Source organism: Enterobacter cloacae complex sp. P13B, from assembly GCF_014895915.1.
Taxonomy (GTDB): Bacteria; Pseudomonadota; Gammaproteobacteria; order Enterobacterales; family Enterobacteriaceae; genus Enterobacter; species Enterobacter bugandensis.
On sequence record NZ_JADBQN010000003.1, the window covers coordinates 38,345 to 53,169 of the forward strand.

Annotated in this window: 6 protein-coding genes; 5 read left to right on the plus strand and 1 reads right to left on the minus strand. The window is 56.8% G+C overall.

Translation table 11 applies throughout. From position 1 onward, the window contains the following. The first annotated feature begins 8 nt into the window (after window positions 1-8). The 4 genes from recC to recD all read left to right on the plus strand — a co-directional run bounded on the left by recC (window position 9) and on the right by recD (window position 11,885). Window positions 9-3,383, plus strand: coding sequence for an exodeoxyribonuclease V subunit gamma (gene recC, locus IM273_RS01325; RefSeq protein WP_059358094.1), 3,375 nt, complete (start codon window positions 9-11; stop codon window positions 3,381-3,383). A 263-nt stretch (window positions 3,384-3,646) separates the two neighbouring features. Continuing rightward, entirely contained in the window at window positions 3,647-6,529 is a 2,883-nt protein-coding gene (gene ptrA / locus IM273_RS01330) for a pitrilysin (RefSeq protein WP_063155105.1), read from the plus strand. Further along, complete coding sequence (gene recB, locus IM273_RS01335; RefSeq protein ID WP_193050595.1) at window positions 6,526-10,068, plus strand: exodeoxyribonuclease V subunit beta; 3,543 nt, start codon at window positions 6,526-6,528, stop codon at window positions 10,066-10,068. The genes ptrA and recB overlap by 4 nt, the downstream gene beginning before the upstream one ends. Further along, window positions 10,065-11,885, plus strand: a complete 1,821-nt coding sequence (gene recD, locus IM273_RS01340; RefSeq protein WP_193050593.1) for an exodeoxyribonuclease V subunit alpha — start codon at window positions 10,065-10,067, stop codon at window positions 11,883-11,885. The genes recB and recD overlap by 4 nt, the downstream gene beginning before the upstream one ends. A gap of 21 nt (window positions 11,886-11,906) precedes the next feature. Here the strand turns inward: recD and argA are convergent, their stop codons facing one another. Next, entirely contained in the window at window positions 11,907-13,238 is a 1,332-nt protein-coding gene (argA, locus tag IM273_RS01345) for an amino-acid N-acetyltransferase (protein ID WP_014885072.1), read from the minus strand. A 226-nt stretch (window positions 13,239-13,464) separates the two neighbouring features. On the opposite strand from argA, the gene amiC reads away from it, so the two are divergent. Further along, on the plus strand, window positions 13,465-14,718 hold the full coding sequence (amiC, locus tag IM273_RS01350; protein WP_014885071.1) for an N-acetylmuramoyl-L-alanine amidase AmiC: 1,254 nt from the start codon (window positions 13,465-13,467) through the stop codon (window positions 14,716-14,718). Window positions 14,719-14,825: the final 107 nt, after the last annotated feature.

Here is a 14,825-nt window from a genome sequence, read left to right on the forward strand (position 1 = left end):
GAGCGTCTATGTTAAGGGTCTACCACTCAAATCGTCTGGATGTGCTGGAAGCACTGATGGAATTTATCGTTGAGCGCGAGCGGCTCGACGATCCTTTTGAGCCTGAAATGGTGCTGGTGCAGAGCACCGGTATGGCACAGTGGCTGCAAATGTCGCTTTCCCGTAAGTTTGGCATTGCCGCGAATATTGATTTCCCGCTGCCCGCGAGCTTTATCTGGGAGATGTTTGTTCGCGTGTTACCGGACATCCCTGAGCAGAGCGCCTTCAACAAGCAGGGCATGAGCTGGAAGCTGATGGCGCTGCTGCCGGAAATGCTCCAGCACGATGAATTCGCCATGCTGCGCCACTACCTTAATGACGATACCGATAAGCGCAAGCTGTTCCAGCTGGCGTCGCGCACCGCCGATCTCTACGACCAATACCTTGTTTACCGTTCTGACTGGTTAATTCGCTGGGAAGCGGGCGAACTGGTTGAAGGGTTACCGGAGGCGCAAATATGGCAGGCACCGCTTTGGAAAGCGCTGGTCGAGCATACGGAGAAACTTGGGCAACCTAAGTGGCACCGTGCCAACCTGTACGATCGGTTTATCTCAATACTCGAGAATGCGTCGGCGCGTCCAGCCCGACTGCCGTCACGCGTTTTTATCTGTGGGATATCCGCATTACCGCCTGTTTATCTGAAAGCGTTGAATGCGCTGGGTAAACATATCGATATTCATATTTTGTTCACCAACCCTTGCCGACAGTATTGGGGGGATATCCTCGACGAACGTTGGCTTGCGCGGCTGGTGACTCGCCAGCGAAAGCGCCTTTTTGAAGAACGATCCGTCCCGCTGTTTAAAGACGGCTCGACTGCCGGGCAGCTTTTTGATGAAGACGGCATCCAGAACCTGCCCAATCCACTGCTTGCCTCATGGGGGAAGCTGGGGCGTGATTACATTCACATGCTCTCCGATATTACGTCATCAGGCGAAGGTGACGTTGACGCCTTTGTCGAGATCGCCCCGGATAGTCTGCTGCATAATATTCAGTTAGATATTCTGGATCTGGAGAACCGCGCCGTCATGGGCGTGACGGCGAAAGAGTTTGAGCGCAGCGACAGCAAGCGGAAGCTGGACGCTGAGGATCGCAGTATCACGATCCATGTTTGTCATAGCCCGCAGCGTGAGGTCGAAGTGCTTCACGATCGGCTGCTGGCGATGCTGCAGGACGACCCTGAACTGACGCCGCGCGATATCGTGGTGATGGTGGCGGACATCGACAGCTACAGTCCCTTTATTCAGGCCGTCTTCGGCAGTGCGACGGGTGAGCGATATCTGCCTTACGCCATCTCTGACCGTCGTGCCCGTCAGTCTCACCCGGCATTGCAGGCATTTATCACCCTGCTTTCACTGCCGGATAGCCGGTTTATCTCCGAAGACGTTCTGGCGTTACTGGATGTTCCCGTGCTGGCAGCCCGCTTCAACATCAATGAAGAAGGGCTGCGCTATCTTCGCCAGTGGGTAAACGAATCAGGCGTTCGCTGGGGCATCGATGACGATAACGTCCAGGAGTTCGAGCTTCCCCCAACCGGCCAGCATACCTGGCGGTTTGGCCTGACGCGTATGCTGCTGGGCTACGCCATGGAGAGCAGCCAGGGCGAGTGGAACGAAGTGCTGCCTTACGATGAGTCCAGCGGTTTGATTGCTGACCTGGTAGGGCATTTAGCTTCTCTGCTGATGCAGCTTAACCGCTGGCGCCGTGAGCTAATGCAGCCGCGTCCGCTTGAAGAGTGGCTCCCGGTGTGCAGGGCGTTACTTAATGATTTCTTCCTGCCAGACAACGACACCGAAGCGGCGATGGCGCTCATTGAAACGCAGTGGCAGGCTATCGTTGACGAGGGCGTGAATTCCCACTATCGCGAAGCGATTCCTTTGTCGCTGCTGAGAGATGAGTTGACGCAGCGCCTTGACCAGGAGCGAATCAGCCAGCGTTTCCTGGCAGGCCCCATCAATATCTGTACCCTGATGCCAATGCGCTCAATTCCCTTTAAGGTGGTCTGCCTGCTCGGCATGAACGACGGTATTTATCCTCGGGCCCTGGCACCGCTGGGGTTCGATTTGATGAACGCAGATCCAAAGCGGGGTGACCGTAGCCGTCGTGATGATGACCGCTATCTCTTCCTTGAAGCGCTCATCTCCGCTCAAAGTAAGCTCTACATCAGCTATATCGGTCGTTCCATTCAGGACAACAGCGAGCGCTTCCCCTCCGTTCTGGTGCAGGAACTTGTGGACTATATCGGCCAGAGCCACTATCTGGCTGGGGATGAGGCGCTTAACTGCGATGAAAGCGAGCAGCGGGTGAAGGCGCACATTACCTGTATCCACAGCCGCATGCCGTTTGACCCGGTAAACTATATTGTCAGCGAACAGCAGAGCTATGCCCGCGAATGGCTGCCAGCAGCGAAAAAAGAGGGGAGAGCCCATACGGATTTTATTCAGCCGCTTGATCCGCTGCCCATTAATACTCTGACTTTCGAACAGCTTCAGCGGTTTTGGGCGCATCCGGTGCGCGCCTTCTTCCAGCAGCGATTACAGGTCAACTTCCGCTCTGAAGAGAGCGAAATTCCTGATGCAGAACCCTTTACTCTGGAAGGGCTGGAGCGCTATCAGCTAAACCTCCAGCTGCTTAATGCGCTGGTTGAAGAGGAAGATGCAGACAAACTTTACCGCCGCTACCGTGCCGCAGGACAACTACCTTACGGTGCGTTTGGGGAAATCGTCTGGGAGGCGCAGTGCCAGGAGATGACCGCTCTGGCGGAGCGCGTCAGGGAGCACCGCCAGCCCGGACACAGCATCGAAATCGATCTCAGCTGCAAGGGCATACAGCTCACGGGCTGGCTAACCCAGGTTCAGCCAGATGGGCTACTGCGCTGGCGGCCTTCTCTGCTCAGCGTTTCACAAGGATTGCAACTCTGGCTGGAACATCTTGTCTACAGTGCGGGTGGGAATAAAGGTGAAAGCCGGATCTTCGTGCGCAAAGAGGGCGAATGGCGCTTCCCACCTATGGAGGCAGAACAGGCGTTACGCTATCTGTCCTTGTATATTGAGGGCTATCTTCAGGGAATGAACAAACCCCTCCTGTTACTGCCCGAAAGTGGCGGTGCGTGGATAAAAGCCTGTTATGACGCGCAGAATGATGCGATGTTAACGGATGAGGCTTCGCTGCAGAAAGCGCGCAGTAAATTTATGCAGGCCTATGAAGGAAACATGATGGTGCGCGGTGAAGGTGAGGATGTCTGGTATCAACGTTTATGGCGAACGCTTGAACCAGAATACTTTGAGGCTATTAAGGAAGAGGCACAGCGCTACCTGTTACCGTTGTTTAAGTTTAATCAGTCCTGAGCGCTGTATAAAAATTGCGCAGCATGGGGTGTTCATTTATGATGCACTTCTTATCACGGACTGATGTACCTAAATAAAGAGATGTTGGCGTGTCCAGCACGCAGTTTGTTAATGATGTTTGCCCTAAATAATTCGAGTTGCAGGAAGGCGGCAAGGGCGTGAATCTCCGGGAGCTTACATGAGTAAGTGACTGGGGTGAACGCATGCAGCCGACGCACATGCAACTTGAAGTATGACGGGATAGCCGTGATAAAGAGGTCGTAATGCCAGGCAGCACCTTGTTCAAAGCATTTGTTTTGTTTGTCGCCCTTTGGGCTCCCGTCACTCAGGCAGACTCCGGTTGGCAACCCGTTCAGGAAACTATCCGTAAGAGCGAAAAAGATACCCGACAGTATCAGGCTATCCGCCTTGATAACGGTATGACCGTGCTGCTGGTTTCCGATCCGCAGGCGGTGAAATCCCTCTCGGCGTTAGTGGTGCCGGTTGGATCGCTGGAAGATCCTGAGGCGCATCCGGGGCTGGCGCATTACCTCGAACACATGACGCTGATGGGCTCTAAAAAATATCCGCAGCCGGATAGCCTTTCTGAATTCCTGAAAATGCACGGCGGCAGCCACAACGCCAGCACGGCACCGTACCGCACGGCCTTTTATCTCGAAGTCGAAAATGACGCGCTGGCAGGGGCGGTTGATCGTCTTGCCGATGCTATCGCCGCGCCGCTGCTGGATAAAAAATACGCCGACCGCGAGCGCAATGCCGTCAATGCGGAGTTGACCATGGCCCGTACCCGGGACGGTATGCGTATGGCGCAGGTCAGCGCCGAGACCATCAACCCGGCGCATCCGGGCTCACGTTTCTCGGGCGGTAACCTGGAGACGCTGAGCGATAAACCGGGAAGCCCGGTCATTGACGCCCTGCATGCGTTTCGTGACAAATACTACTCCGCCAACCTGATGAAGGCGGTTATTTACAGCAACAAACCGTTGCCGGAGCTTGCCGGACTGGCTGCACAAACGTTTGGCCGGGTGCCGAATAAAAATATTGACCTGCCGAAGATAGACGTACCGGTTGTCACGGACGCGCAAAAAGGGATCGTCATCCACTACGTTCCTGCCATGCCCCGCAAAGTGCTGCGCGTTGAGTTCCGCATTGATAACAACACAGCCCAGTTTCGCAGTAAAACCGACGAGCTGGTGACCTACCTGATTGGTAACCGCAGCCCGGGAACCTTATCTGACTGGCTGCAAAAACAGGGGCTGGTCGAAGGGATCCGCGCCGATTCCGATCCCGTGGTAAACGGCAACAGCGGCGTGCTGGCGATCTCCGCCACCCTGACCGACAAAGGTCAGGCCAACCGTGATGAAGTGGTGGCGGCTATCTTTAGCTACCTCTCTTTACTGCGCGAGAAAGGCGTCGATAAGCGCTATTTTGATGAACTCGCGCACGTGCTGGATCTCGATTTCCGTTACCCGTCCATTACCCGCGATATGGATTACGTGGAGTGGCTGGCGGATACCATGATCCGCGTGCCGGTGGCGCATACGCTCGACGCGGTCAATATTGCCGATCGTTATGATGCCGAGGCGGTTAAAGCACGCCTGGCGATGATGACGCCGCAAAATGCCCGCATCTGGTACATCAGCCCGAACGAACCGCATAACAAGACGGCATACTTTGTTGATGCCCCTTATCAGGTAGACAAAATCAGTGACCAGACCTTCGCCGACTGGCAGAAGAAGGCCGGTGAGATTGCGTTGAAGCTGCCGGAGCTGAACCCCTATATCCCGGATGATTTCTCGCTGATCAAAACGACTAAGGATTATCCGCACCCGGAGCTCATTATTGATGAACCGACGCTGCGCGTGGTGTATACCCCAAGCCGTTATTTTGCGAGCGAGCCAAAGGCCGATGTCAGCGTGGTCCTGCGTAACCCGAAAGCGATGAACAGCGCCAAAAATCAGGTGATGTTCGCGCTCAATGACTATCTGGCCGGTATCGCGCTCGATCAGCTCAGCAACCAGGCGGCCGTGGGCGGGATCAGTTTCTCCACCAATGCCAACAACGGTTTGATGCTTAATGCAAATGGCTATACTCAGCGTCTGCCTCAGCTTTTCAAGGCACTGCTCGAGGGTTACTTCAGCTACACGCCAACGGAAGAGCAGCTTGAGCAGGCTAAATCCTGGTATGCGCAGATGATGGATTCTGCAGAAAAGGGCAAAGCTTACGATCAGGCGCTTATGCCGGCACAAATGCTGTCGCAAATACCTTATTTCCAGCGTGAAGAACGCCGTGCCTTGCTGCCATCAATCTCATTAAAAGAGGTGCTGGCTTACCGTGACTCGCTAAAAACCAACACGCGCCCGGAGTTTCTTATCGTCGGCAACATGAGCGAAGATCAGGCCAAAACGCTGGCAGAAAATGTTCGCACGCAGCTCGGTTCGAAAGGGGACGAGTGGTGCCGTAACCAGGACGTGCTGGTTGAGAAAAAACAGAATGTGATCTTTGAAAAAGCGGGGAGCAGCACCGATTCCGCGCTGGCCGCGGTGTTTGTGCCAACGGGCTATGATGAATTCGCAAGCTCTGCGCAGAGCGCCGTTCTGGGTCAGATTATTCAGCCGTGGTTCTATAACCAGCTGCGCACAGAAGAGCAGCTTGGCTATGCGGTATTTGCTTTCTCAATGAACGTGGGGCGTCAATGGGGGCTGGGCTTCCTGCTGCAAAGCAGCGACAAACAGCCGGCCTATCTCTGGCGCCGCTATCAGGCGTTCTTCCCGCAGGTGGAAGCAAAACTGCGGGCCATGAAGCCGGAAGAGTTTGCTCAGATCCAGCAGGCCGTCATCGCGCAGGTGATGCAGCCGCCGCAGACGCTGGGCGAAGAGGCGTCACAGCTGAGCAAAGATTTCGATCGCGGTAATCTGAAATTTGATTCGCGTGATAAAGTAGTGGCCGAGATAAAACAGCTGACGCCGCAGAAGGCTGCCGATTTCTTCCATCAGGCCGTGATTAAGCCGCAGGGCATCACTATCCTGTCTCAGGTTTCCGGTAGCCAGAACGGGAAAACGGACTATGTGAACCCGAAAGGCTGGAAAGTCTGGAAGAGCGTCAGCGCGTTGCAGCAATCTATGCCCTGGAGTAAGAAAGAATGACCGATACCGCTGAGTCCCTTGATCCCTTACGTTTACCTCTGCAGGGTGAACGATTGATTGAAGCCTCAGCGGGAACGGGAAAAACCTTCACCATCGCCGCGCTCTATCTGCGCCTGCTGTTAGGGCTTGGCGGTAACGCCGCTTTTCCTCGTCCTTTGAGCGTTGAAGAGCTACTGGTTGTTACCTTTACCGAGGCTGCCACCGCTGAGCTGCGCGGCCGTATTCGGACCAATATCCACGAACTGCGCATCGCCTGTCTGCGCCAGAGCACGGATAACCCTCTTTACGCGAGCCTTCTGGAAGAGATTGCCGATAAGCAACAGGCAGCCCAGTGGCTGCTCCTCGCAGAAAGGCAGATGGACGAAGCGTCCGTCTTCACCATTCACGGTTTTTGCCAGCGCATGCTGAGCCTGAATGCGTTTGAATCCGGCATGCTGTTTGAGCAACAGCTTATTGAAGATGAATCCGTGCTTCGCTATCAGGCCTGCGCGGATTTCTGGCGTCGCCACTGCTATCCGTTACAGCGGGATATTGCGGAAGCGGTACATGCGTTGTGGAAGGGGCCCGAAGCACTGCTGCGCGCCATCGATCGTTATCTTCAGGGGGAAGCGCCGGTCATCAAATCTCCGCCCCCGGCGGATGAAACCCTGGCCTCACGCCATGAAAAAATCATCGCTAAAATTGCCGACATCAAACAAAAATGGATTGAGTCAGTCGGTGAGATTGACGCCATCATCGAGAATTCCGGGATCGATCGACGTAAGTTCAATCGCGGCAACCAGGGCAAATGGATCGAGAAAATCAGCGCGTGGTCGCAGGAAGAGACGCGCGGTTACCAGCTCCCGGATGCGCTGGAGAAATTCTCCCGGCGTTTCCTGGTTGAGCGGACCAAAGCCGACGGCATCGTGCCTGAACATCCCCTGTTTCTGGCGATTGAAACCCTGCTGGCTGAGCCCCTGACGCTCAACGATCTTATGATCACTCGCGCCATGACGGAGATCCGCGACGCCGTCGCGCGTGAAAAGCGTCGCCGGGGCGAACTGGGGTTCGACGATATGCTGAGCCGACTTGATGCGGCGCTGTGCAGTGAAAATGGCGAAGCGCTTGCCGCTGCGATTCGCACACGCTTCCCGGTGGCAATGATTGACGAATTTCAGGACACCGACCCACAGCAGTACCGCATTTTCCGCCGTATCTGGCGCCAGCAGCCCGGCACCGCGCTGTTGTTAATCGGCGATCCTAAGCAGGCCATTTACGCCTTCCGCGGTGCGGATATTTTCACCTACATGAAAGCCCGCAGCGAGGTTGACGCGCACTACACGCTCGACACCAACTGGCGCTCTTCTCCCGGCATGGTGGAAAGCGTCAATGCGCTCTTCAGCCGCATGGATACGGCGTTTATGTTCCGGGAGATCCCTTTCCAGCCGGTCAAGTTCGCCCCTAAAAATACCGCGTTGCGCTTCGAGGTTAATGGCGAAACTCAGCCAGCCATGAACTTCTGGCTACTTGATGGGGAAGGCTGGGGCGTCGCGGACTATCAAAATGCTATGGCCCAGCACTGTGCGGCGCAAATTAGGGACTGGCTCAGCGCAGGCGCGCGCGGCGATGCGTTGCTGTGGAAGGAGGATAAACCAGCCCCGGTAAAGGCATCTGATATCACGGTGCTGGTGCGCAGCCGTCAGGAGGCCGCGCTTATCCGCGACGCCCTGACGCTACTGAATATACCGTCCGTCTACCTCTCCAACCGCGACAGCGTTTTTGAAACGCTGGAAGCCCTCGAGATGCTATGGCTGCTGCAGGCTGTGCTGGCCCCGGAGCGTGAAAGCACGCTCCGCAGCGCCTTAGCGAGCGCGATGCTCGGGCTGAACGCGCGTGACATTGATGCGCTTAATACTGACGAATCCGCGTGGGATGCCGTGGTAGAAGAGTTTGTGCGCTACCGTGAAAAATGGCAGAAGCGCGGCGTGATGGCGATGGTGCGCGAGCTCATGGCACATCGTCACATTGCGGAAAACATGCTGGCGACAGCGGGCGGCGAGCGCCGTCTGACCGATATTTTGCATATCAGCGAGCTGCTCCAGGAAGCGGGTACGCAGCTGGAGAGCGAGCATGCTCTGGTGCGCTGGCTGGCCCAGCAGATTGCCGACCCTAACAGCAATTCCTCCAGCCAGCAGATGCGCCTCGAGAGCGATAAACATCTGGTGCAGATCGTCACCATTCACAAGTCGAAAGGCCTGGAGTATCCGCTGGTCTGGCTGCCGTTTATCGCCAATTATCGCGTGCAGGACCAGGCTTTTTACCACGATCGCGAGTCGTTCGAAGCGGTACTCGACCTCAGCAACGCGGAGTCCAGCGTCGAGCTGGCCGAAGCCGAGCGTCTCGCGGAAGACCTGCGCCTGCTATATGTGGCGCTGACCCGTTCGGTCTGGCACTGTTCCCTGGGCGTCGCGCCGCTGTTCAGGCGCCGTGGCGAAAAGAGCGGAGAGAGTGATTTTCATCTGAGCGCGCTGGGGCGGCTTATTCAGCGCGGCGAGCCTAAAGATGCCGCAGGGCTGCGCCAGTGCATCGAATCACTTTGCTCAGAGCATGTTGCCCTGCATATTCCCTCCCAGCCCGACAGCAGCCGCTGGCAGACGCCAGAGCAGGGAGAGTCAGCGCTGCATGCCCGCGAGGTGGCTCGCACAATCGCTGACGACTGGCGCGTCACCAGTTACTCCGGTTTACAGCAGCACGGACAGAGTATTGCGCAGGATCTGATGCCAAAACTGGACGTGGATGCCGCAGGGGCCGGGAGCGTGCCCGTCGAGCCGGCGCTCACGCCGCATCAGTTTCCGCGCGGCGCCTCGCCGGGCACGTTTTTGCACAGCCTGTTTGAAGAGCTGGATTTTACCCAGCCGGTATCAGAAGAGTGGGTGCTGAAGATGTTACAGAGCGGCGGCTACGACGCACAGTGGCAGCCGGTTCTCACTGAATGGATCCGCGCTGTTCTGCACGCGCCGCTCACGGCGCAGGGGATCTCGCTGAGCCAGCTGACCGCCAAAGATAAGCAGGTGGAGATGGAGTTTTACCTCCCCATCGCCAGCCCGCTCAGGGCCGAGGCGCTTGATGCGCTGATCCGCGAGTACGATCCGTTATCCGCCGGGTGTCCGCCGCTGAATTTTCGCCAGGTGCAGGGGATGCTGAAAGGCTTTATCGACCTGGTTTTCCGCCACGAAGGGCGCTACTACCTGCTGGATTACAAATCGAACTGGCTGGGGGCAAACAGTGAAGCCTATACCCAGCAGGCGATGGCCTCAGCGATGCAAATGCATCGCTACGATCTGCAGTATCAGCTTTACACCCTGGCGCTGCACCGTTACCTGCGCCATCGCATGGCCGATTATCGCTATGAAGATCATTTTGGCGGCGTCATTTACCTGTTTCTGCGCGGCGTGGATGCTAACGACCCGCGTTCGGGTATCTTCAGCACCCGCCCGGCTGTGGAGTTGATTGAAAAGATGGATAACCTGTTTGCTGCAAGCACGGAGGAAGTAGCATGACGATGCAGGCGCTACTGCTGGACGCAATTGAACAACGTGCACTTCGCCACCTGGACGTACAATTTGCCATGATGGTGGCGGGCGAAGAGCCTGCCGTCATGCTTGCCGCGGCGATCCTGAGTAAAGATGCGGGAGAAGGGCATGTCTGTCTGCCGCTTTCACGTCTGGTGGTGGATGAGAAAATGCCGCAGGCTTTACAGGCGTGTTTCGCGCTTCTGGGTGAGGCAGTGGACTGGCAAGAAATATTACTCCGCTCTCCCGCCGTCAGCAGCGCCGATACCGGTACGCCAATGATTTTGACGGGCGAACGTTTGTATCTGAACCGGCTGTGGCGTAACGAACTGACGGTGGCGCGCTTCTTCAGCGAGACCAATGCTCCGCTCCCGTGCGATGAAGCACTGCTCCGGCAAACGCTGGATACGCTGTTTACCTCTGACGACGAGACAGACTGGCAGAAAGTGGCGGCAGCAGTGGCGTTAACGCGGCGGATATCGGTGATTTCGGGCGGGCCGGGCACCGGTAAAACGACCACCGTGGCTAAGCTGCTTGCCGCGCTGATTCAGTTATCGGGTGAGCAAAAGTGTCGTATCCGCCTGGCGGCACCCACCGGTAAAGCGGCTGCACGTCTGACGGAGTCGTTAGGCGGCGCGCTGCAAAAACTGCCGCTTACCGGGGAGCGGCTTGCGCTTTTCCCTAACGAAGCCAGCACGCTGCACCGCTTGCTCGGCGCGCAGCCGGGTAGCCAGCGTCTGCGCTACCATGCCGGTAACCCGCTGCATCTGGACGTGCTGGTGGTGGATGAAGCATCGATGATTGACCTGACGATGATGTCGCGTTTGATTGATGCATTGCCGCCGCACGCGCGCGTCATTTTCCTCGGCGACCGCGATCAGCTTGCCTCCGTGGAGGCCGGGGCCGTGCTGGGCGATATCTGCACCTATGCCAGCCTGGGGTATACCGCTGAACGCGCTGAGGAGCTGGCGCGCCTGACCGGATGTTCGCTCGCGGCTGAAAACCATTTACTTGCGGGGGCGCTGCGCGACAGCCTGTGTCTGCTGCAAAAAAGCTACCGTTTTGGCAGCGACTCCGGCATTGGCCAGCTTGCGGCGGCGGTGAACCGGGGCGACCGGCACGCTACCAGTGCGGTATTTGACGGTACCTTTACCGATATTGAGAAAAAATCGCTGCAAACCGGGGAAGAGTATCAGGCGATGCTGGATGACGCCCTGCTGGGGTACCAACGTTTTCTGACGGGCGTACAGCAGCAAAGCACCCCGGAGCAGGTCATTGCTGCGTTTGGCGAATACCAGCTGCTCTGCGCGTTGAGGGAAGGGCCCTTTGGCGTCAGCGGCCTGAACGACAGGCTGGAACAGCTGCTGGCGCAAAAGCGTAAAATCAACCGTACTCCGCACTCGCGCTGGTATGAAGGCCGGCCGGTGATGATCTCCCGCAACGACAGCGCGCTGGGGTTGTTTAACGGGGATATCGGGATTGCGCTCGATCGCGGGCAGGGGCTCCGCGTCTGGTTCCAGATGCCGGACGGTAGCGTGAAGTCCTTCCAGCCGAGCCGTTTGCCCGAGCATGAAACTGCCTGGGCGATGACGGTGCATAAATCCCAGGGTTCTGAGTTTAACCATGCGGCACTTATCCTGCCCACACAGCTTTCCCCCGTCGTTACCCGCGAGCTGATCTATACCGCCATTACGCGCGCGCGTCAGCGCCTGTCGCTGTATACCGATGAACGGGTGCTGGTGCAGGCGATTGCCACCCGCACGGAACGCCGAAGCGGGCTGGGCGCGATATTTGACTCTCTCTGAACGACGCCGGCAAAGAAAGGATTACCCCAGGTCGGCCATCAGTACTTTCGAACGGCGCTGATAGTTGTACATCTCTTTCTTCGTTTCCGGCAGAGAATCAATATCCACCGGCGTGAACCCGCGTTCCTGGAACCAGTGAATGCTGCGCGTCGTCAGGACGAACAGCTTGCTCAGTCCCATCTGACGCGCCTGTGCCGCCACGCGCTCAAGCAGCATTTCGCCGCGTGAAGAGCTGCGGTAATCCGGGTGCACCGCCACGCAGGCCATTTCTCCGATTTTCTCTTCCGGGAACGGATAGAGGGCGGCGCAGGCAATGGTCAGGTTATCGCGCTGGATAATGGTGAATTTGTCGATCTCCATCTCCAACTGCTCGCGGGAGCGACGAACCAGAATACCCTGCTGTTCCAGCGGACGGATCAGCTCCAGAATGCCGCCGATATCGTTGATGGTCGCGCGGCGAATCTGCTCCGCACTTTCCATCACAATCTGGGTGCCAATACCGTCGCGGGAGAACAGCTCCTGCAGCAGAGCTCCGTCTTCCTGATAGCTGATCAGGTGACTACGGCGCACGCCGCTGCGGCAGGCCTTCACGGCGCCACGGAGGAAGCGGACGGTGCCGGAGTGGTAATCCCCTTCGGCTTCCAGCGCTTCAACGCGGGCCTGCGCTTCATTCGGGAAGAGTTCCGGCACAATCACCCCTTCATCGTTTACGACGCCCTGGGAGGAGCAAAACCCAATCATTTTTTCCGCCTTCAGCTTGATCGCCAGCTGGGTGGCAATTTCTTCGGACGTCAGGTTAAAGCTTTCACCGGTTACGGAAACCGCCACCGGCCCCATCAGGACAATGGCACCGCTGTCGAGCTGACGGTGAATGGCCTCTTCATCAATACGACGAATGCGGCCGCTGTGGCAGTAATCCACGCCATCGTCCACGCCGAGTGGCTGGGCAATGATAAAGTTGCCGCTCACGACGTTGATATGCGCGCCCTGTAGCGGCGTGTTGTTCAGGCTCATCGACAGGCGAGCGGTGATATCCAGCTGCAGCAGACCCGCCGCCTGCTTCACCAGCTCCAGGGTTTTGGCATCCGTGACGCGGGTATGTTTGTGGTAAATCGGCTCGTGGTGGTGAGCGGCCAGGTTGGCGTCGATCTGCGGGCGCGCGCCATAGACCACCACCAGGCGGATCCCGAGGCTGTGCAGCAGGCCAATGTCATTGACGATGCTGGAAAAATTTTCATGCTCAATGGCTTCGCCGCCCAGCATGATGACAAACGTTTTTCCCCGGTGGGCGTTGATATAGGGAACAGAATGGCGGAATCCCTGGACCAGTTCGGTTCTACGTTCCTTCACCATGGCACAACCCTTAATGAATGTTTATTCGTAATTTATGTATTTTTATTCGATTGTGGGCGCGTGTGCAAGTGCAAATTTTTTGCGACCTACAGAAATTAATAAGTAATCCGTGCGTTAACGTATGATTGTTTACCCTTTTATAGATGACAGTTTATGCGTCATTCGTTAAAGTTTTCGGTCAATCTGCACTTTTGTATATCAGTTTGTTTTCTTGCTCGGGAGAAGCATGTCGGGATCCAATTCAGCAATAAGCCGCCGCCGTTTGTTAAAAGGGGCCGGGGCAATGTGGTTGCTTAGCGTCAGTCAGGTCGGTCTTGCCGCCACGAGTCAGGTGGTGGCGGTGCGCGTCTGGCCGTCGTCGACCTATACGCGCGTGACGGTTGAATCCAATCGCGTGCTGAAATATAAGCAATTTGCCCTCAGCAACCCTGAACGCGTGGTGGTGGATCTCGAAGGGGTGAACCTCAACTCCGTGCTGAAAGGCATGGCGGCGCAGATCCGCGGTGACGATCCGTTTATTAAATCGGCGCGCGTCGGTCAGTTTGATCCGCAAACCGTGCGCATGGTGTTTGAGCTTAAGCAGAACGTTAAGCCGCAGCTGTTCGCCCTGGCGCCCGTCGCGACGTTTAAAGAGCGTCTGGTGATGGATCTTTACCCGGCGAATGCGACGGATATTCAGGATCCGCTTCTCGCCCTGCTGGAGGATTACAACAAAGGCGATCTTCAGCGTCAGGTGCCGCCTGCGCAAAGCGGCCCGCAGCCGGGGAAAGCAGGGCGCGATCGTCCGATTGTGATCATGCTCGATCCCGGCCACGGCGGCGAAGACTCCGGTGCGGTGGGGAAATACCATACGCGTGAAAAAGACGTGGTGCTGCAAATTGCCCGTCGTCTGAAGGCGTTAATTGATAAAGAGGGCAATATGCGCGCCTACATGACGCGCAATGAGGATGTCTTTATCCCGCTGAAGGTGAGGGTGGCGAAAGCGCAGAAGCAGCGTGCCGATCTGTTCGTCTCGATCCATGCGGATGCCTTTACCAGCCGCCAGCCGAGCGGCTCGTCGGTGTTTGCGCTCTCAACCAAGGGCGCGACCAGTACCGCGGCGCGATACCTTGCGGACACCCAGAACGCCTCGGACCTGATCGGTGGCGTGAGCAAAAGTGGCGACCGCTACGTCGACCACACCATGTTCGACATGGTGCAGTCCCTGACTATTAACGACAGCCTGAAGTTTGGTAAAGCGGTGCTGGGCAAGCTGGGGAACATCAATAAGCTGCACAAAAACAGCGTTGAGCAGGCCGGGTTTGCGGTGCTGAAGGCACCGGATATCCCGTCCATTCTGGTAGAAACCGCGTTTATCAGTAACGTTGAAGAAGAGCGTAAGCTCAAGACGGCAAAGTTCCAGCAGGAGGTGGCGGAGTCGATTCTGGCGGGGATACGGGCGTATTTCTCAGACGGGGCGACGCTGGCGCGGCGCGGGTAGGTTTTTAGCCGGGTGAAATGCCCGGCAAATTCACAAACGGCAGATACAAAAAAACACCCTTAAGGGTGTTTATTGTTTTCAGAAGTGTTGGTTGCGGGGGCCGGATT